The 18,282-nt window shown below is 56.4% G+C and carries 14 protein-coding genes and 1 pseudogene; 10 read left to right on the top strand and 5 right to left on the bottom strand.

The genetic code is table 11. The annotated features are described in order from the left end of the window. On the top strand, nucleotides 1-1,014 hold a 1,014-nt coding region (locus AAAB35_RS06080), incomplete at its 5' end, for an aldehyde dehydrogenase family protein (RefSeq protein WP_340667314.1). A gap of 53 nt (nucleotides 1,015-1,067) precedes the next feature. Then, the gene (locus AAAB35_RS06075) at nucleotides 1,068-2,117 is read left to right on the top strand and encodes an Ldh family oxidoreductase (RefSeq protein WP_340667313.1); all 1,050 of its coding nucleotides are present in this window, start codon (nucleotides 1,068-1,070) and stop codon (nucleotides 2,115-2,117) included. Between the two features lie 968 nt (nucleotides 2,118-3,085). On the opposite strand, the gene AAAB35_RS06070 is transcribed toward AAAB35_RS06075, so the two are convergent. Genes AAAB35_RS06070 through iolD form a run of 4 tightly spaced genes read right to left on the bottom strand, consistent with a single transcriptional unit; the run spans nucleotide 3,086 to nucleotide 8,006 of the window. Then, nucleotides 3,086-4,219, bottom strand: coding sequence for a Gfo/Idh/MocA family oxidoreductase (locus AAAB35_RS06070; RefSeq protein ID WP_340667315.1), 1,134 nt, complete (start codon nucleotides 4,217-4,219; stop codon nucleotides 3,086-3,088). A 50-nt stretch (nucleotides 4,220-4,269) separates the two neighbouring features. Continuing rightward, nucleotides 4,270-5,325, bottom strand: coding sequence for a sugar phosphate isomerase/epimerase (locus AAAB35_RS06065; RefSeq protein ID WP_340667312.1), 1,056 nt, complete (start codon nucleotides 5,323-5,325; stop codon nucleotides 4,270-4,272). A gap of 10 nt (nucleotides 5,326-5,335) precedes the next feature. After that, on the bottom strand, nucleotides 5,336-6,154 hold the full coding sequence (locus AAAB35_RS06060; protein ID WP_340667311.1) for an SDR family oxidoreductase: 819 nt from the start codon (nucleotides 6,152-6,154) through the stop codon (nucleotides 5,336-5,338). Between the two features lies 1 nt (nucleotide 6,155). After that, nucleotides 6,156-8,006 carry a 3D-(3,5/4)-trihydroxycyclohexane-1,2-dione acylhydrolase (decyclizing) gene (gene iolD / locus AAAB35_RS06055; protein ID WP_340667310.1) on the bottom strand — a complete coding sequence of 617 codons (1,851 nt, stop codon included), beginning with the start codon at nucleotides 8,004-8,006 and terminating at the stop codon, nucleotides 6,156-6,158. 106 nt (nucleotides 8,007-8,112) lie between these two features. Here iolD and iolG point away from each other — a divergent pair, with 106 nt between their 5' ends. The 8 genes from iolG to AAAB35_RS06015 all read left to right on the top strand — a co-directional run bounded on the left by iolG (nucleotide 8,113) and on the right by AAAB35_RS06015 (nucleotide 16,816). After that, nucleotides 8,113-9,120: an inositol 2-dehydrogenase gene (gene iolG / locus AAAB35_RS06050; RefSeq protein WP_340667309.1), complete on the top strand. Its 1,008-nt coding sequence runs from the start codon at nucleotides 8,113-8,115 to the stop codon at nucleotides 9,118-9,120. A gap of 3 nt (nucleotides 9,121-9,123) precedes the next feature. Then, a complete protein-coding gene (locus tag AAAB35_RS06045) occupies nucleotides 9,124-10,560 on the top strand; it encodes an NAD-dependent succinate-semialdehyde dehydrogenase (protein ID WP_340667308.1) in 1,437 nt (478 codons plus the stop codon). A gap of 11 nt (nucleotides 10,561-10,571) precedes the next feature. Beyond that, entirely contained in the window at nucleotides 10,572-11,381 is an 810-nt protein-coding gene (locus AAAB35_RS06040) for an aldolase/citrate lyase family protein (protein WP_340667307.1), read from the top strand. After that, nucleotides 11,381-12,349, top strand: coding sequence for a hydroxyacid dehydrogenase (locus tag AAAB35_RS06035; RefSeq protein ID WP_340667306.1), 969 nt, complete (start codon nucleotides 11,381-11,383; stop codon nucleotides 12,347-12,349). Before AAAB35_RS06040 ends, AAAB35_RS06035 begins: the two co-directional genes overlap by 1 nt. A 314-nt stretch (nucleotides 12,350-12,663) precedes the next feature. Then, nucleotides 12,664-13,689, top strand: a complete 1,026-nt coding sequence (locus tag AAAB35_RS06030) for a sugar ABC transporter substrate-binding protein (RefSeq protein WP_340667305.1) — start codon at nucleotides 12,664-12,666, stop codon at nucleotides 13,687-13,689. A 76-nt stretch (nucleotides 13,690-13,765) separates the two neighbouring features. Continuing rightward, nucleotides 13,766-14,581 (top strand): ATP-binding cassette domain-containing protein, encoded by an 816-nt coding sequence (locus AAAB35_RS06025; RefSeq protein ID WP_340667304.1) that lies wholly within the window; start codon nucleotides 13,766-13,768, stop codon nucleotides 14,579-14,581. 115 nt (nucleotides 14,582-14,696) lie between these two features. Beyond that, nucleotides 14,697-15,821 carry an ABC transporter permease gene (locus AAAB35_RS06020; protein WP_340667303.1) on the top strand — a complete coding sequence of 375 codons (1,125 nt, stop codon included), beginning with the start codon at nucleotides 14,697-14,699 and terminating at the stop codon, nucleotides 15,819-15,821. Nucleotides 15,822-15,943: 122 nt separating this feature from the next. Then, entirely contained in the window at nucleotides 15,944-16,816 is an 873-nt protein-coding gene (locus AAAB35_RS06015; RefSeq protein ID WP_340667302.1) for a MurR/RpiR family transcriptional regulator, read from the top strand. A gap of 608 nt (nucleotides 16,817-17,424) precedes the next feature. Here the strand turns inward: AAAB35_RS06015 and AAAB35_RS06010 are convergent. Further along, a pseudogene (locus AAAB35_RS06010) lies at nucleotides 17,425-18,280 on the bottom strand (tyrosine-type recombinase/integrase). Nucleotides 18,281-18,282 lie beyond the last annotated feature (2 nt).

Raw genomic sequence — 18,282 nt, 5'->3', positions numbered from 1 at the left:
GTATTGCCCTGGAACTTTCCCGCGGGGACACTTTCCTGGAAAATTGCACCTGCCCTTGCTGCGGGGAACTCGATTGTGGTCAAACCCGCGGAGCTTGCACCGCTCTCGACATTGAGGATTGCCGAACTGGCATTTGAAGCCGGCATTCCCGGTGGCGTATTTAACGTGGTGCCTGGGCTCGGGCACGTGACTGGCAAGGCGCTGGGCCTCCATCACGATGTTGACGTCATTTCGTTCACGGGATCGACCGAAATTGGACGCCAATTTTTGCGCTACGCCGCCGACAGCAACCTTAAGAAGGTTGTGCTGGAATGTGGTGGGAAAAGCCCGCAGATCGTGATGGCTGATGCAGCCGATAACCTCGACAGCATTGCCGAAAACCTCGCCGGCGCCGCCTTCTGGAACATGGGGCAAAACTGCACGTGCGGATCCCGTATCCTTGTCCAATCGAGCATCAAAGAGAAATTTGTCGAAAGACTGGTCGAGGCAACGAAAGCTTGGAAAGTAGGGCAACCGAACGACCATTCCAGCAAGCTCGGCCCCCTGATTGAAGCATCCGCGCTAAAGCGGGTCCTCGATGTCATTCAACAGGCGAAGCAGGACGGAGCGACCGTCATTGCAGGTGGAAGCCGTCTCCTTGAGGAAACGGGCGGCTGGTTTGTCGATCCCACAGTAATCGATAACGTTACTTCGGACATGGCTCTAGCCCGTGACGAGATATTCGGCCCCGTGGTCGCAATCCTGCCGTTCGAATCGGAGGCCGAAGCCATCGAGTTGGCGAACGCCTCTGCCTACGGGCTCGCAGCTACCGTCTTCTCCAGGGATATCAACGTCGCCATCCGTATGGCGCGCGGCCTACAGGCCGGGACAGTGGCCGTCAACGGCTATGGCGAGGGCGATATCACCACACCGTTCGGAGGATATAAGACGTCTGGCTTCGGCGGGTACGACAAGGGCATTGAGGCATTCGATCAATACACGCAGTTGAAGACGATTTGGGTAACGCTGGCCTAGCGAAACAAACCGGCAGAAATCATTGATTTAAGAATGTGGAACAGAGTTTTCATATGACCGATACCGTCACACTCACCTTGAGTGAAGCCAACGATCTCTGCCTGCAGATACTTTTACGTACAGGATTGAGCGCCGGACAAGCTGAGGCGGTATCTGAAGTCATCGTGACAGCACAACGCGACGAATGCCACTCCCATGGATTGTACCGACTCATCGGATGCGTGCATTCGATCAACACTGGCGGCGTTAACAAGGTCGCGAATCCCAAAGTCATCGATCTGTCCCCTGCCATCGTCAAGGTCGACGCTGACTTCGGCTTTTCCTCCTACGCCTACAAGAAAGTCATTTCCCTCGCCGTTGCGAAAGCGCGCGAGCAAGGTCTGGCTGCCCTTGCCATCAACAATTGCTATCATTTCTCGGCACTATGGCCCGAAATAGAACCTTTGGCGGAAGATGGCTTGGCGGCATTGGCCTTAACGCCTAGTCACAGTTGGGTTGCGCCGGCCGGCGGCACCAAGCCGCTGTTCGGAACCAATCCTATCGCCTTCGCCTGGCCCCGCGCCGACGGCCACCCTTTTGTCTTCGACTTTGCCACGAGCGCGACAGCTAGAGGCGAGATCGAACTGCACGGCCGAGCAGCCAAGAAGATAAAGCCGGGTCTCGCAATCGACCAAGATGGTCAACCCACAATCGATCCCTCCGAGGCTTTGAAAGGCGCAATGCTCACCTTTGGCGGACACAAGGGTTCCGCCCTTTCGGCCATGGTCGAGCTGCTTGCCGGTCCGCTGATTGGCGACATGTTGAGCCTGGAATCAAAAGCTTTCGACCAGGGCCGAGGTGCATCCCCCTGTCACGGCGAGCTCATTCTCATCTTCGATCCCGCGGTATTTCTCGGCGATACATTGGCCGCCAATCTTTCGCGTGCCGAAATGTTGTTTGACAACATTCTCGGTCAAGGCGCACGGCTCCCCTCCCAGCGACGTTATTCTGCTCGGCAAAATAGTCTGGCAAACGGCTTGACCATTTCCACCAACCTTTACGATGACTTGCTGGCGCTTCTCGATACCGCGCCCACTGCGTTGTGCATGACATTGAGAGGTTGATAGGACAGCCTCAAAGTCTTGACGCTCGTGTTCAAATGCGGCGCGCCTCCTCTATGAAGAAGACTTAGTTGTTGCGATGCGCGCTGGGCATCCTTTTAAGAACGATCCCAACCTTGAACGATACTGCATAATGCAATATCTACGTCTCGCTCAGCGGCGATCCCATGGGTTTGTAGACGAAGCTTTGGCGCAAAAAGGCTTGTGACGACATATTGCGCTAACCGTTCAGAACTTCATGTTCGCCCTCGCCGCGATTGCAGAGACCGACTTGACCTCAGCCCTGCTAAGCCGCTTTGTTTGTGGTTGCTATCGACGCGCCCTTAAAGTTACCACGGTTTCGTCTCAATGCCATTGTTCCAAAAGTCGCTTTGATGGACGCCGGTTTGGTTTGGCTCATCGGAGTTCTGGGAGCGAAGGCGAATTTCTTACGTCGCAAACTGAGCTCGGGTAAGGACTAGGAACTCCTAACAAGATGCCAGAGTGCGGGCCATGCGATGACACGGACTGACACTTTTATCTTGTTCCGGATGGCAGGATTGCCGACTTGAGGCGATGGCGTCTTGCCGGACTTGTACCTCGTCCATAGTGAAAAGGTTTCCCCAAAAAGATCTTCACGCTCGCATTCGACCTGCTCTGATGTTAAAAAAAGACGTCACGCGCATTAATATATCACCCGACAATACGTTCCGTGATTTTCGGGTAGATATTGTTGCATGCCACTATCATTTGCTGCGTCCGTTTTTGGTCAGAGGGCATTACTATAGGAATGACTGACATAGCCGCAAAGCGGTCAGTCGCGCCACAATCGCCAAACGTCAGATTCGGGTCACAACACCGGACATTCTTGTGCCAGTTTATCGTTCCCACTTACAGGTCGATCGCGTTCGGCAATCCATGTGGGAAATGGCCGGTGCTGAGACTGACGTATCAGCGTCCGGTGTCGAAGTACGGTCGGGAAGGCTGGTATCTTAAACTGCAACTGGCGTGAGCCAAGGCTGATCGGCCGCTGCCGAGCAGTCAACAACCGCATCAACGAATGCGACACCCTTGAGCCCGTCGTAAGCCGTCGGGATATTGCGCCCTATGGCTGTCGGTTCGCGCCCTTCGCGCCGGGCCCGAATTGCTTCAGCAAAGCCAGCATACAGATTCGCGAACGCTTCCAGATAGCCCTCCGGGTGCCCTGGCGGCGTACGGGTTCGCGCTTGGGCGCCTTCGCTGAGATCATTGGCGCCGCGCTTGATGATTTCAGTCCGTCCGTTCAGCCGAGCGTGTACCAGCTCGTTCGGTTGTTCCTGAAACCAAGTGAGAGAGGCTTTTTCACCGAACACCCGAAGGCGCACGCCATTAGAAGATCCGAGTGCAACCTGAGAAGACCAAAGCAGCCCGCGGGCGCCACCTTCATAGCGCAGCATAACATGAGCGTTATCATCCAAGGCGCGTCCTTCCACGAATGTGGCGAGGTCCGCCGTCAACGATTGAAGCTTGAGACCTGAAACGAAGCCAGCCAGGTGATAGGCATGCGTACCGATATCGCCAATAGAGCCACCACGGCCGTTTTTCTTCGGATCGGTTCGCCAAGCAGCCTGCGCGTTGCCCTCGGTCTCGATTGCGGTGGCCATCCATTCGAGTGGATACTCAACTTGAACGGTACGAATCTTTCCTAATTGGCCAGTCGCAACCATATGCTTGGCTTCATGTACCATCGGGTAGCCAGAGTAGGTGTATGTCACGCCCATAAACCGGCCGCTATCGCGAACCAGGTTTTCGAGTATGACCGCATCGTGCAAAGTCGCGGTTAGAGGCTTCTCGCAGATGACGTCAAAGCCCGCTTCCAAGAATGCTTTGGCGATTGGGAAATGCGTAAAGTTGGGCGTGCAGATCGCAACCGCATCAATGCGGTCTTCACGAACGCTCTCGCCCGCAATCATGGCCTTGAAGTCGTCATAGGAGCGTGTGGGATCCAGCCCCTGGGTTGCTGCAAACGCATGACCGCGGGCGGCATCAACGTCGAATGCGCCTGCCACCAAGGTCCAGGTTCTGTCCTGTCGAGCGGCGATGCGATGGATATTGCCGATGTAGGCGCCATCGCCTCCACCCACCATTCCGAGGCGCAATGATTTTGGGGAAGAAGAGTCTGCTGTCATGTCTTTCCTCAATCAAGTCCGAGCATGGCTCGGTTGATATCTCTGTTTGCGCCGGATTTCACGAAATCATCGAACGCACGATCAGCGACCCGGATGATGTGTTCGCGGATGAACTTCGCGCCCTCCGCGGCGCCGTCCTCCGGATGCTTGATGAAGCACTCCCATTCCAACACCGCCCAGCCATCGAAATCATAGGTGGCGAGCTTGGTGAAAACTGCGCCGAAATCCACCTGACCATCGCCCAGCGAGCGGAACCGCCCCGCGCGTTTCGACCATGGCTGGAAGCCACCATAGGCCCCCGTCTTGCCGTTCGGTCGGAACTCGGCGTCCTTAACGTGGAACATCTTGATCCGCTCATGGTAATGATCGATGAATTCCAGATAATCGAGCGCCTGCAAGACGAAGTGGCTCGGGTCGTAAAGAATGTTGCAGCGGCGATGGCCGCCCACACCTTCCAGGAACATCTCGAAGGTCAAGCCGTCATGGACGTCCTCGCAGGGGTGAATCTCGAAGCATAAATCGACGCCCTGTTCATCGAAATCGTTCAGGATTGGCAGCCAACGGTTTGCTAATTCTGCGAATGCCTCGGCGACCAGGCCCTCTGGCCATTGTGGGTAAGGGTAGAGATAAGGCCAGAGCAATGACCCGGTAAAACTGACATGACGATCAATGCCGAGATTGCGGGAAGCGCGTGCGGCAAACCGCATTTGCTCCTCCGCCCACGCCCGACGGGCGGCCGGATTGTTATGCACATGCGCAGGGGCGAAGCTGTCCATAATGCGGTCATGGGCGGGATGGACGGCAACGAGCTGGCCGGTAATGTGCGAACCCAGCTCCGTCACCTCAAGGCCGCTTTCCCCAAGCACCCCCTTGAGATCATCGCAATATGCCTTGCTTTCGGCCGCCAACTTCATATCGATCAGGCGATTGTCCCACGTCGGTATTTGAACGCCGGCGAAGCCTCGGGCAGCGACCCATTTTGATAAGCTGGGAAGCGAGTTATACGGCGCTTCATCAGCCGCAAATTGGGCCAGATAGATGCCTGGTCCTTTGATCGTTTTCATGCTTTCTCCCTTATTCGGATAAGGCTGCTGCTGGAGCAGGGGGACTGCCGTCGTAGGCTCCCCAGACCGATTGATCGAAGTGGACGACAGAGCCGGTCATCATCCCTGAATCGTGGGATGCGAAGAAAAGAACGGCTCGGGCGACTTCCTCTGGTGCCAAGATGCGTCCAAATGGTTGCGCTGCCGCGGCCTTTTCCAACCAGCCCGGCTCGGCTCCATGATATTCGCGCTGGATACGATCCTCGCCGTCAGACGCCATCCAGCCAATATCGAGCTGGTTCACCCGGATGTGGTTGCGCATCAGGGCGTAGCCGGAATTCCGAGTGAGCGTTGCCAGCGCACCTTTTGATGCAGAGTACGGGGAAAGAAATGGCTGTCCGGCGTGCTCGGATGTCGAGCCGATGTTGATTATGCTGCCCTTGATTTCATCCCGTATCATGAGCTTCGCCGCGTCTTGCATGAGAAAGAATGGCGCGCGGACATTGACGGCGAACATGCGGTCAAAAAGAGCCGGCGACGAATTCAAAAGATTGCCTCGATCAGTGAGGCCGGCTGCATTAACCAGAATATCAATTCTGCCGAATTTAGCGTCCGCAGTTGTAATGACCGATCGGCAATCTTCGACTCTTTCAAGATCTGTGGGCACAAACGTCACCGGGACCCCGGTGTCCCTTGTAATCGAAACAGCAACGGCGTTGCCTTTGTCCGCGTTTCGTCCGCAGGTGACAATGCCGGCAGCACCCGCTTGAGCGAAGAGCCGTGCGATTGCTGCACCCAGCCCTTGGGTGCCCCCGGTGACAACAGCGACCTTTCCCTCGATGCGATTCATCTTACACACCCACACGCTGCTTCTTGCGAATTAACTCCTGACTAGCCCGGGCTTTTTGAACAGCTTCAAGCTCGGACACCTCCGGAACGCCGACGTCCCAGTCGGCATCGCCGGGGACCCATGCATAGGCGTCAGTGACCAGTGTGACGATCGTCGTGCGGTCCGTCGTCTGCGCCCATTCCATTGCCGACTTCAGATCGGCAAGGCTTTCGCAGCGGCGGGCTAGCGCACCCATCGACTCGGCATGCTTGACGAAATCGACGGGAAAGGCTTCCTTGACCCGGCAGTCTTTGATCAAATTGTTGAAACCCGGCACGCCTTTGAATTGCTGCAGACGATTGATAACCGCATAACCGCCGTTGTCACAAACGACGATAATCATCTTGTGGCCGGTCAGCACGGTCGAATAAATGTCAGAGTTCATCATCATATAAGTGCCATCGCCGATCATGACGATCGGCGTGCCGTCGCCGGCCTTGGCCATTGCATGACCCCAGCCCGCGGCTATCTCGTACCCCATACAACTGAAGCCGAATTCGCAGTCGAATGTGTTCGGATTTTTAACCCGCCAACCCTTCGTGACCTCGCCAGGTGTGCCGCCCGCGGCAGCAATCAATGTGTCATTTGGCTTTGAAGTTTCGTTGACGATGGCAATCACCTGCGCGTAGGTAGGGATGGGCCCGTTTGTGACAGCCTGATGCTGATCGAGCAGTTTGTTCCATTCGGCAAATTGCGATTGAGCTTCCACAAGCAGCGCCGGATCGGCCTTCCAGTCGCCGAGCAAACTGTCCAGCTCGACCACAGTTTCAAGAGCATCACCAACGACCGCGATTGCACGATGCTTGACTGCGTCAAAGCGCGCTGCGTTGATAGAAATGAACTTCGCATCCTGGTGGAACAGGGTCCATGAGCCAGTGGTGAAATCCTGCAAGCGCGTGCCGATTGCCAGAATGACATCGGCCTCGCTGGCAAGCGCATTTGCCGAGGTCGAGCCAACGATCCCGATGGGGCCAGCGTGCGCAGGGTGAGTGTGAGTTAAGGCACCCTTTCCGGCGATGGTTTCGACGATTGGGATGCCGCGACTGAGGGCGAACTCCGCGACCTTCTCTTCGGCCAGCGAGTAGCGAACACCGCCTCCTGAAATGAGCAGCGGCTTCTTTGCGGACTTGAGCAATGCAGCTGCTTCCAACAGCTTTTGTTTGTCGGCCCGGGGGCGCGGTATTGACCAGACGGTTGGCTCAAAAAATGCGGTTGGATAATCGAAGGCGAGTTCTTGGGCATCCTGTGCGAGACCAATGAAGGCAGGACCGCAATCCGCCGGGTCAAGCATTGTCGCAATTGCCTGCGGCAAAGACGAGATGATCTGTTCAGGCAAGACAAGGCGATCCCAATATCTAGTGACCGGTTTGAACGCATCATTGACTGTGAGAGTCGGGTCGTTGAAGTGTTCGACCTGTTGCAGGACAGGGTCGGGAATTCTGTTTGCGAAGGTATCACCCGCGATCAGAAGTACTGGCAGCCGGTTGGCGAGCGCGGTACCAGCGGCCGTCACCATATTGACCGCACCCGGCCCGATAGAGGTCGCCGCGACCATCAATTGGCGCCGGCGCTTGGCTTTGGCAAAGGCGATCGCAGCTAGCGCCATCGATTGTTCGTTTTGACCACGCCAAGTCGGCAATTGATCCTGAACTGCCTCGAGTGCTTCGGACAAGCACGTAACGTTGCCGTGACCGAATATGGCGAACACGCCTGCAAAGAGCCGAAGCCGTTCACCATCGATCTCCGTAAATTGATTGCACAAATAGCGCACAAGCGCCTGCGACATTGTCAGGCGCACTGTCTTCGGGGACATGCAGTTCTCCTCCCATGGATCATGTTGACTGGATGCTACGAAATATTAATTGACAAATCAATAGTTCCGCAACAATCATTGCATAAATTAATTTGGGAGGACCTTAATGCTGAAAATCGCCGTTCTCGGCTGCGGCCGTATTGGCCGAATGCATGCGGAAAACATAGCTGCGCATCCACGGTCGACACTGGCTGGCGTCTTCGACGTTCATCGCCCCTCCGCAGAGGACGTTGGCAAAAATCTTGGTGTGAGGGTGTTCGATTCTGCTGAAGCGGTGTTCTCCAGCAAGGATATCGAAGCGGTACTGATCGCCACTTCCACGCCGACACACGCCGACTTCATCGAAAGAGCCGTCGCCGCCGGCAAGCCAATACTATGCGAAAAGCCGATCGATCTGAGCCTTGCTCGCGTTCAGCAATGTGCAGAAACGATTGGAATGACCAAAGTGCCCATCATGCTCGGTTTTGTGAGGCGCTTCGATCCCGGCCACAGGGCCGCTCGAGATGCCGTCCGCGCAGGTGATATAGGGGACCTGCATCAGGTCGTCATAACATCGCGTGATCCCGGAATGCCACCGGCTGGCTATGCCGAAGTATCGGGCGGAATTTTTCGCGACATGACGATCCACGACTTCGATATGGCACGCTTCATGCTCGATGAAGAAGTGACCGAGGTTTCAGCGATCGGTAGCCGTCTTGTCGATCCGGCGCTTATGCAGCGATTGAATGACTACGATACGGTAACCGTCGTCCTGAAGACTGCATCGGGCAAGCAGTGCATCATCAATAATTCGCGCCAGGCCGTCTACGGCTATGACCAGCGCCTTGAGGCTCTCGGGACGAAAGGAATGGTCGTTTCCGAAAATCGTCGCCCCAACATGACGACATTTCACCATGCCGATTCCACTGGAAAGGGCGCGCCACTACTAAACTTTTTCATCGACCGTTACGCGGAGGCTTTCATGGCCGAGATTGGTGCTTTCGTCGATGCGATCGAGGCAGGAAAGCCTCCAGAAGTCGGATTTGATGATGGCCACCGGGCACTGATCCTGGCAGAGGCATCGATCAAATCAGCGGCCGAAAACCGCACGGTAAAAACCAACGAGATTGGATGAATTATGTATCAGAATTTTGGACTTTATATCGACGGCAAATGGCGCGGTTCAGCTGATGAAGCGCTGGCTGACGTCTTGAGCCCCGTGACGCAAAGTGCTCTCGGTGCCGTTCCGGTGGCGACAACAGCAGATACGCTGGAAGCCCTGGCTGCAGCCGGCAAAGGTTTCGCCGCGTGGAGGACGACAGCCGCTTTTACCCGCGCCGACGCTCTGCACCGAATTGCCGACGAGATGGTCCGACGAACCGATGAGGCGAAAAGGATGATCTCCGCGGAGACCGGCAAACCGATTGCACAGTCGGAGCGCGAATGGGGATTGTCTATCGAGCAATTTCGGTGGTTCGCGGAAGAGGCACGCCGGATTTACGGCAGGATCATCGAATCGCGAGTAGTCGGGGGGCGTTTCGAGGTAACACGTGAGCCCGTCGGCATCGTCGGCGCCTTCACTGCCTGGAATTTTCCCGCTGCACTTGTGGCTCGCAAGGCAGCGCCTGCGCTCGCGGCAGGTTGCGCGGTGGTTATCCGGCCTTCCAGCCACACCCCGGGGGTGGCTATGGTCATGGTCGATTGCATTCGCGCCGGCAACCTCCCCGATGGCGTCGTCAATCTGGTTGTTGGGCCAACCGCGACTACTTATGCGCCGATCATGGCGGATAAATCAGTGCGCAAGGTGTCGTTGACGGGTTCGACTCGCATTGGTCAACAGATGATCCGTGATGCTGCTGACACTGTAAAGAAAGTGTCGATGGAGCTGGGCGGCAACGCCCCGCTTATCGTCTATGACGATGCCGATCTTGAGCTTGCGCTGAATATGTCCGTGCCCACGAAATTCGCAAATGCGGGCCAGGTCTGCGTGACACCAGATCGCTTTTTCGTGCATGAACGTTTGCATGACGCCTTCGTTGATGGGTTCGTCAGACGCACAAATACGCTCAAACTCGGCGATGGTCTGGATCCCACTGTCCAAATGGGGCCTTTGATTAACAGCGGGCGCCTTTCACAGATCGAGTCGATCGTCTTCGACGCTGTGAAAGCAGGGGCGCAAGTGGTAGCGGGGGGCGAACGCGCTTCGGAATTCAACGCCGGGCATTTCTACAAACCAACTGTTCTGACCAATGTTACCGATGACATGAAGGTCTTCGCCGAGGAAAATTTCGGCCCGATCGCCGCGGTCACGCGTTTTACCGAAGAGGATGAAGTGCTTTCGCGGGCCAATGCCTCCGATATGGGGCTCTCGGCCTATGCTTTTACTCGTTCACCAGATCGCGCGAGACGGACCATATCGACCCTGAAGGCAGGGATGGTCGGAATAAACAGCTTTGCATTAGCCGCGGCCGAGGCTCCGTTTGGCGGCACTAACCATTCGGGTATGGGCCGCGAGGGCGGGACCGAAGGTATCAGCGACTATCTCGATACCAAGCTTTCCCAGATCGTGTTTTGAGGACGATACAAATGATCAAGAACAGACTGAAAGAAATCTGGGCAGAGGGCCGGCCGTCGATCAATGGCTGGCTTTCGATCGGTAATGCCTTCACCGCTGAGATCATGGCCGCTCAAGGTTATGACTCCGTCTCCATCGACATCCAGCATGGTGCGCTGGACTACACTTCGGTGTTGCCGATGTTCCAGGCTATGCGCGCCTCGGGTGTCGTGCCAATGGCGCGTGTACCCTGGCTGGAGCCCGGCATCATCATGAAAGTGCTGGATGCGGGGGCCTATGGTGTGATTTGCCCAATGGTAAATACCGCCGCACAGGCGACTGAATTCGTCAGCTATCTTCGCTACCCGCCGCACGGCCAGCGCAGTTTTGGGCCGACGCGGGTTAGCTTCGCCGCGGGGCCGAACTATGCGGGTGAGGCGAATTCGGAAGTCCTTGCTTTTGCCATGGTCGAAACCAAACAAGCGATGGACAACCTTGATGGGATTGCCGCAACGCCAGGATTGGACGGCATTTATGTTGGCCCAGCCGATCTGACCTTCAGCTTGACGGAAGGCCGGCTTGCGCCAGCTTTCGATCGCGAAGAGCCGGAAATGATCGAGGCGCTCCAGCACATCGTCGCAGCTTGCAAAAAGAACAGAATTCGCGCTGCCCTGCATTGCGGCACGCCGGAATACGCCGCCCGGGCCATTGGTTGGGGCTTCGATATGACCACCGTTTCAGGTGACAGTCGGCTTCTGGCAGCGGCGGCGGCGGCAAACGTTGCGAAATTTCGCGACCTCGTGGGTCAGGCGGCCGGCACGGCCGAAAAGGGGGCATACTGATGCCGCATATTCTCATTGCCGGAAAGCTGCATCCCTCCGGGGTGGCGCTTTTAAGGAACTCTCCAGGCGTGACATTCGACTATGTCGAGGAAGTATCGGAGGGGTCTTATTACCCCCTGATCGGGAGGGCCGATGCACTTGTGCTACGGACTCAGCCGCTGTCGGCATCGACTGTCGCGAGCGCGGACCGCCTAAAGATCGTCTCTCGCCATGGCGTTGGATATGATGCTGTGCATCTGGCGTCGCTCAATGAAAGAGGCATCGCGCTCGCAGTTGTCGGTGACGTCAATTCCGTGTCGGTGGCTGAGCATGCAATGATGCTGATATTGTCAGCGGCCAAACGGGCTATTCGCGGTGATCACGCGGTTCGAAATCCGTCGGAATGGGGATGGCGCAATAGACTGGAAGCGGAAGAAATCTCCGGAAAGCGCCTGTTGATCGTAGGGTTTGGTCGCATTGGGCGTCATCTTGCGCGGATGGCTACAGGCTTTGGTATGGCGATTAGGGCCTTCGATCCTTTTCTGGAGAACCAGGGCTGGCCAGAAGGTCCGGTCTTGCCGGTGGGTGATCTTGAGGAAGGCCTTCAGTGGGCGAATGTCGTTTCGGTCAACGTTCCGAAGGCCGATAGGCCGATCATTGGTAAGAGCGAGTTTGCGGCGATGCAACCTGGGACTATACTCGTCAACACAGCTCGCGGAGGCGTGGTCGAAGAGGCCGCTTTAATCGAAGCATTACAATCCGGACATCTCGGTGCAGCGGGGCTTGATGTGTTTGACGACGAACCGCCCTCCAAAGATTGCCGACTTCTCGCGTTCGATCAAGTGGTTCTGTCGCCACATATTGCGGGGTTGACGCGCGAGTGTGGGGAAAGAATGGCCGTGGCGTCGATCCAGAATGTGCTCGATTTCTTTTCGGGGCGAATAGATCCGAAGCTGGTCGTCAATGCTGATCACTTGCGAACGACCTAAGACTTAATGCCATTAAATCGTGAGGCGAAGGTGGGTCTGCACGCAGGACATTTCGAAAGTTATGCAATGAAAATTGCAACAGCAAAAAAGTGCATCAATTATTGAAATATGCTTTGACTCAGCGTTTATTGCATCTTACTATAATTTGCAATGATTGTTGCAATCAACGTAAATACTGAAGCAATCATGGACTGGGAGGGGTAAGGCGCTGGGAGGCGCGTCTCTGCCGGTCGGGGTTCACTTAGTTCCATGGGAGGTAGAAAATGGGACGTCTGATCCGTGGCCTGATGGCCACAACATTTATCGCATCTGCAATGGGCGGCACGGCAGTCGCGCAGGACAAATCCAAAGTCTTTTTTCTATTGCCCAATCAAACGACAATTCGCTTCGAGAGCCGTGACGCGCCGTTTTTTGTTCAGGCAATGAAAGAAAAAGCGCCCACCGTTGAAGTGGTGGTCCAAAATGCCCAGGGCGACCCCACCAAACAGCAGGCTCAGGTCGAAGATGCGATCGCGCAAGGAGCAAAAGTAATCCTGCTCACATCTGCTGACGCAAATCTCGCTGCCGGCGAACTCGCCGCTGCCGCAAAAGCAAACATCCCGGTTGTTCTGTACGATCACGACGCCGTCGGCGGAAAAGCCGACGCGCATATCGTTTTTGATTCACTCGCGGTCGGCCAGGAGCAGGGCAAGCGCGCCGCCGAACTGATCAAGGCAATGTCGAAGTCACCGGTCAACGTCGCTCGCGTCAAGGGGAATCAAGGCGAGTATGGTACTGGGCAATATGAGAAGGGGCAGAACGAATTTCTGCAACCGTTGATCGACTCTGGAAAAGTAAAGGTCGTCTGCGAACAGTACACCCAGAATTGGGACCCGGTGCAAGCCCAGAACTTCGCTGAGGATTGTCTCACGAAGAACGGTGGCGACGTCGATGTCTTTCTCGGCATGAATGACGGAACGACGGGCGGCTCTGTGGCAGCCCTGATTTCTCAAGGATACAAGCCCGGAGAGAAACTCGTTACCGGTGGCCAAGACGCTACTGTCGAAGCCCTTCGCTACATCGCGCAAGGGTGGCAAGACAACTCTGTTCTCAAGGACCTGAAGGTCCAGGCAACTCAAGCTGCGGATGTCGTAACTTCGATTGTCGCCGGCAAGGGCGTGCCGGCAGACCTGGTCAATGGCAAGGTCAACAACACCTTCATGGATGTGCCGGCCGTGTTCCTGCCGGTTACCAACATTACCAAAGACAATCTTGGTGACGTGGTCTCGAAGGGTGTTTGGACCTGGGCAGAGATCTGCAAGGGCGTCGAGACGACAGAGGTCTGCTCGAAGAACCTTTAATTTGACCGTTTGCTATGGAGGAAAGCGGCAAGACCGCTTTTCTCTGTCGGCAGGATCAGGAATCCCGGAGGATGAGATGACCGCGAACGATTCAGAGCATTTGGAGGTTAATGCCCCTTCCAACAAAAAATCCGTTCCACTCATTTCGATGCGCAACATCCAGAAGTCGTTCGGTTCGGTTCATGCCTTGCGGGGCGCATCGGTTAATGTACATGCCGGAGAAGTCGTAGCCCTCGTCGGCGATAACGGCGCTGGCAAGTCGACGCTCGTGAAAGTGATGGCTGGTGTGTACGCCGCTGACTCAGGGGAGTACGAAATAGATGGGAAGCCGGCCCACATTAGAACGCCTGCAGATGCAACTGGTTATGGCATTGCCACCGTCTACCAGGATCTGGCCCTATGCAACAATCTGGACGCCGTCCAGAACTTGTTTCTTGGCCGCGAATTGACCGGTTCGGGCATTTTCGGTCGACGCATTCGACGCGCCGAGTGTGAAGTTCGGGCTCGTGAGGTCATGACCCGAATGCGTCTTGGTAATCTTTCGCTGACGCGGCCCGTGGGTGCCATGTCTGGCGGCCAACGTCAGAACATAGCGATCGCCAGATCAATCCTTTGGAAGCCGAAGGTGGTCATCCTCGATGAGCCCACTGCTGCCCTCAGCCACTCTGCGGCGCAACAGGTCGCAGATCTCATCCGCAGTCTGGCCGACGATGGCTTGGGTATTGTCATCGTCAGTCACGACATTCACCACTTTGTTGTGAACGCGACCGACCGGATCGAAGTCATGCGTCTTGGCGCGAATGCGGCCAGCTTTCGCTCCAAAGATGTAACCGGCGAAATCGTCGTTAATGCGATGGTCGGTGGCAATGAGGGGGTCAACCTTGCCGGCTGACCAGAGTCTTTTCCACGTTCCGAGGGATTGAAACACCATGACTTCCATCTCCACAACCGCCGCGCCAAAGCCTCAACGCACATTCGGTGAGCTTCTCAATAGCGATCTCAGGGCCTTGCCGGTTGTAATCGCCCTGGTCGCACTTTGGGCCTTCTTCGCCATTCAGAGCGACATCTTCCTTACACCGCGAAATCTGTCAAACTTACTTCAACAATCGACCGTGATAGGCGTGATGGCGCTTGGTTTGATGTTTGTACTTCTGGTCAAGGAAATTGATCTCTCCATCGCAGCGATACACGGTGTCACCGCAGTCTTTAGCGCCAAGCTGATCGTTGACTACGGGTTCCCCCTTTGGCTGGCTCTACCTATTGCCATCCTGATCGGGGCCGCAATCGGGTCCTGTTCGGCACGGTGGGTGAACTGGGTCGGAGTGCCATCATTCGTTGTGACCCTAGGTCTGGGGCTTGCACTCAACGGTATCCAGCTACTCTTACTTCCTGCCACCGCTCGTTATGGCCTCTTAGGAACTGGCATGGAATATATAGCGCAGACCACCATCTCCGGCGCCAGTGCCTGGCTCACGTGGGCTGTTGGCCTTGCGCTACTCGCAGGACTGATTTTTTCTGGCGTCTCGCGACGGAGGCGCGCTGGCCTTGAAGTATCGACGCTTCACAGCGTGGTGCTGCCGCTCGTCGGAGCTGGCGTGTTGGCAGCAATTGTCGTTCTCGTCCTTAACGCCAGTCAAGGCATTCCATTGCCCGTTCTCATCTTCGTTATTCTCCTTGGCGTCGGCGGTTACGTCCTGAACGAAACCCAATTCGGTCTTTTTCTATATGCCGTTGGAAACAATGACGAAGCGGCGCGACGGGCCGGTATCAAGGTGCCGCTCATCCGCATGGCTGCCTTTGCGATTGCAGGCGGTGTTGCAGCAATTGCCGGCATCATCGCATCATCGAGAACCCTTGGCGTCGGCGTATTCTCAGGCGGGGGGGTCGGAGGTGGAACCTTATTGCTGGAATCAATTGCGGCGGCTGTAATTGGCGGGGTCAGCCTATTTGGCGGCAGAGGCTCTATTCATGCGGCGCTTCTGGGCGCCTTAGTAATCGGAACGGTTCAAAACGGCCTCAATCTTATGGGTGTGGAAAACGAAGTTCGTCTAATTGTGACCGGTCTTCTCCTAGTTCTTGCCGTGTCTATAGACAAGATCATCGAGAAACTAACCGGGCAACAATCGTTTTGATGTTGCGTTACCCGAGTCGCGGCGGAGGACACCGCCGCTACTTGGGATAATAACCATGCGAAATGACTTGGCAATCTTTTTAGATTGAGCGCATGATGCAATGAAATTTGCAGGTTTAAGAAATGACAGAAATCGAACCACCACGCGATTATGAAGAATTCATTCGTCTGGTCCATGACCGTTATGACGGGATGAGCAAGACCTATCAGAAGATCTCGGTCTATCTTACCCAGAGCCCAAATGATGTCGCGGTCCTTTCTGTCAATTCAATCGCCGAGCGCTGCGGCATCCACGCGTCCAGTTTCGTGCGGTTTGCCCAGTCCTTGGGGTACGAGGGCTTTAAAGATCTGCAAGGCTTGTTCCAACGCCGCCTCTCGACGGCCGCTCCTGGCTTTGAAGCGCGAAAAAAAGCGCTTGAAACGGAGCTTGGAGCGCGAACGGACAGAAGCGAGGCCGGATTTTTACGCGAACTTGTGGTGCGGGATATCGCGTCCCTCCAGGACATACTTGCTCAAATTTCGGACGAGGATTTGGCCACGGCAGTCGATCTCCTGGAAAAAAGCGAGACGATCTACTTAATCGGACAATTGCGGTCAGCACCAGTCGTTGAATTACTGCGTTACATTCTCACCATGCTTGGGAAGCGATGTGTTCTTCTCGACGTAAGCGGTGGGCTTGCCACCTACATGGCACGTTTGATGAATGACACCGATCTTTTGTTTGCTGTATCGTTTCGCTTTTATGCAACGGAGGTCGTGAACGTGGTTGAAGATGCCGCGGCTCGGGGAATACCTATCGTTGCCATTTCCGACAGTACGCTTTCGCCTCTGGCCAAGTCTGCAAACGTTCTTTTCCCGGTCCCCGAGCATGAGTATACGTTTTCGCGCTCTCTTGCTGCTCCAATGTGCCTTGCACAAGCTTTGACAGTGGCGTTGGCGAGCCGCCTCCAGGGCAGTGAGGACGAGCCTCGGATCCCAACTGTTACAGGTCAGTAGAGATCGCACTTTGAGATGCGGTGTCTATTCACCGTGCGTTTCTAGGTGAGTTCTATGGCTGGCTACCCTCGAAACTACCGATGGCCGGCGCGCCTTTCAAGATATTCTGGATCGTGCGACGCTGATCGCGCCAAGCTATCAAGCTTCGTTGCCAGCAGCGTGTCGCTATTCATGCACATAGTCTAGGCACTTCTTTAGGTCTTCGCGCTCACGATCGACACCGACTGTGTTTCCAGGAAGATTTTGGTTGCACCGTCCGCTTTCAGCCGTTCCCACCGGGGCAGTCGCACCTTGACGGCTAATTAACACGCAGTATCACGCCTATCATTCATACGGAGCAAACATCGTGACTTCAAGGACATAGGCCAGTATCCGCTAGGATCAATAGTAGACATTTGTGACGGTCCGCTTTGCGCGCCAATTCCGGACGTTGCACGTTCCGCTAAGACCATGCGAGAACGTTTGCTTCTAGCGTGCTACGGGCCTCGGTTTCTGGCGATCGCCGCCATCACCTTCAACTGGCCGCGGCTCAAGTGACCGGCATGAGCCGCGCGCCAGGCGGCGCCATGGCGGTGGAAGATATCGGCGACCTCCAGGAACGGGCGGGCTCACCGCCGCCGCTTCACGTATCCGGTCTGGTCGTCCTCTGCCAGAAGTCTGATCCGGTCGAGCGGGCTGATCACGGCGCGGATGGTCTTGGTGGCGACGCGGGCATAGAGCGCGGTCGTATCAAGTTTGGCATGGCCGAGCAGGACCTGGATGGACCCGGATGTCGACGTCCTGCTCCAGCAGATGCGTGGCGAAGCTGTGGCGCAGCGTGTGCGGCGTCACCCGCTTCTTGATCCCGGCGACTTGCGCGGCGGCATGGACGGCGCGATTCATATGCCGCGTGGAGAGTGGCGTGACCGGGTTGCGGCCCGGAAACAGCCAGCCCTGCGGCAGCATCACGCCGCGGCGCTTGCCCTCGCGCCACCAGGCGCGCAGCAACTCGAGCAGTTGCGGCGACAGCATGGCGTGGCGATCCTTGCGCCCCTTGCCCTGCTCGACGCGGATCAGCATGCGCGTCGAGTCGACATCGCTCACCTTGAGCGCCACGATCTCCGACACGCGCAATCCGGCGCCATAGGCCGTGCCGAGGGCAGCCTTGTACTTAGACCCCGGTGCGGCTTCGAGCAGCCGCGCCACCTCCTCGACGCTCAGCACCAGCGGTAGCTTGCGCGGCCGATGGATCAGGGCCAGGCGGCGAGAGAGATCGGGCCGGTCGATCGTCACAGTGAAAAAGAAGCGCAGCGCCGAGACCGAGCTGTTGATGCTCGGCGGACGCATGCCGGCTCGCGTCTGGTGCAACTGGAACTGGCGCAGATCCTCAGCCGTCGCCGTGTCGGGGGAGCGGCCGATGAAGGCGGCAAGCGCCTTCACGCAACGGATGTAGTCACGGCGCGTGCACTCGGTGAAGCCGCGCAGGG

It is taken from the genome of Phyllobacterium sp. (genome assembly GCF_037994425.1).
GTDB lineage: Bacteria > Pseudomonadota > Alphaproteobacteria > Rhizobiales > Rhizobiaceae > Phyllobacterium.
This window is presented reverse-complemented; position numbering and strand designations above follow the sequence as displayed.

What these genes read in the sequence shown, in the direction of transcription:
- AAAB35_RS06075 (WP_340667313.1), top strand. Translation starts at nt 1,068, where the DNA reads ATGACCGATACCGTCACACTCACCTTGAGTGAAGCCAACGATCTCTGC.
- AAAB35_RS06070 (WP_340667315.1), bottom strand. Translation starts at nt 4,219, where the DNA reads ATGGTGGGTGGAGGCGATGGCGCCTACATCGGCAATATCCATCGCATC.
- AAAB35_RS06065 (WP_340667312.1), bottom strand. Translation starts at nt 5,325, where the DNA reads ATGAAAACGATCAAAGGACCAGGCATCTATCTGGCCCAATTTGCGGCT.
- AAAB35_RS06060 (WP_340667311.1), bottom strand. Translation starts at nt 6,154, where the DNA reads ATGAATCGCATCGAGGGAAAGGTCGCTGTTGTCACCGGGGGCACCCAA.
- iolD (WP_340667310.1), bottom strand. Translation starts at nt 8,006, where the DNA reads ATGTCCCCGAAGACAGTGCGCCTGACAATGTCGCAGGCGCTTGTGCGC.
- iolG (WP_340667309.1), top strand. Translation starts at nt 8,113, where the DNA reads ATGCTGAAAATCGCCGTTCTCGGCTGCGGCCGTATTGGCCGAATGCAT.
- AAAB35_RS06045 (WP_340667308.1), top strand. Translation starts at nt 9,124, where the DNA reads ATGTATCAGAATTTTGGACTTTATATCGACGGCAAATGGCGCGGTTCA.
- AAAB35_RS06040 (WP_340667307.1), top strand. Translation starts at nt 10,572, where the DNA reads ATGATCAAGAACAGACTGAAAGAAATCTGGGCAGAGGGCCGGCCGTCG.
- AAAB35_RS06035 (WP_340667306.1), top strand. Translation starts at nt 11,381, where the DNA reads ATGCCGCATATTCTCATTGCCGGAAAGCTGCATCCCTCCGGGGTGGCG.
- AAAB35_RS06030 (WP_340667305.1), top strand. Translation starts at nt 12,664, where the DNA reads ATGGGCGGCACGGCAGTCGCGCAGGACAAATCCAAAGTCTTTTTTCTA.
- AAAB35_RS06025 (WP_340667304.1), top strand. Translation starts at nt 13,766, where the DNA reads ATGACCGCGAACGATTCAGAGCATTTGGAGGTTAATGCCCCTTCCAAC.
- AAAB35_RS06015 (WP_340667302.1), top strand. Translation starts at nt 15,944, where the DNA reads ATGACAGAAATCGAACCACCACGCGATTATGAAGAATTCATTCGTCTG.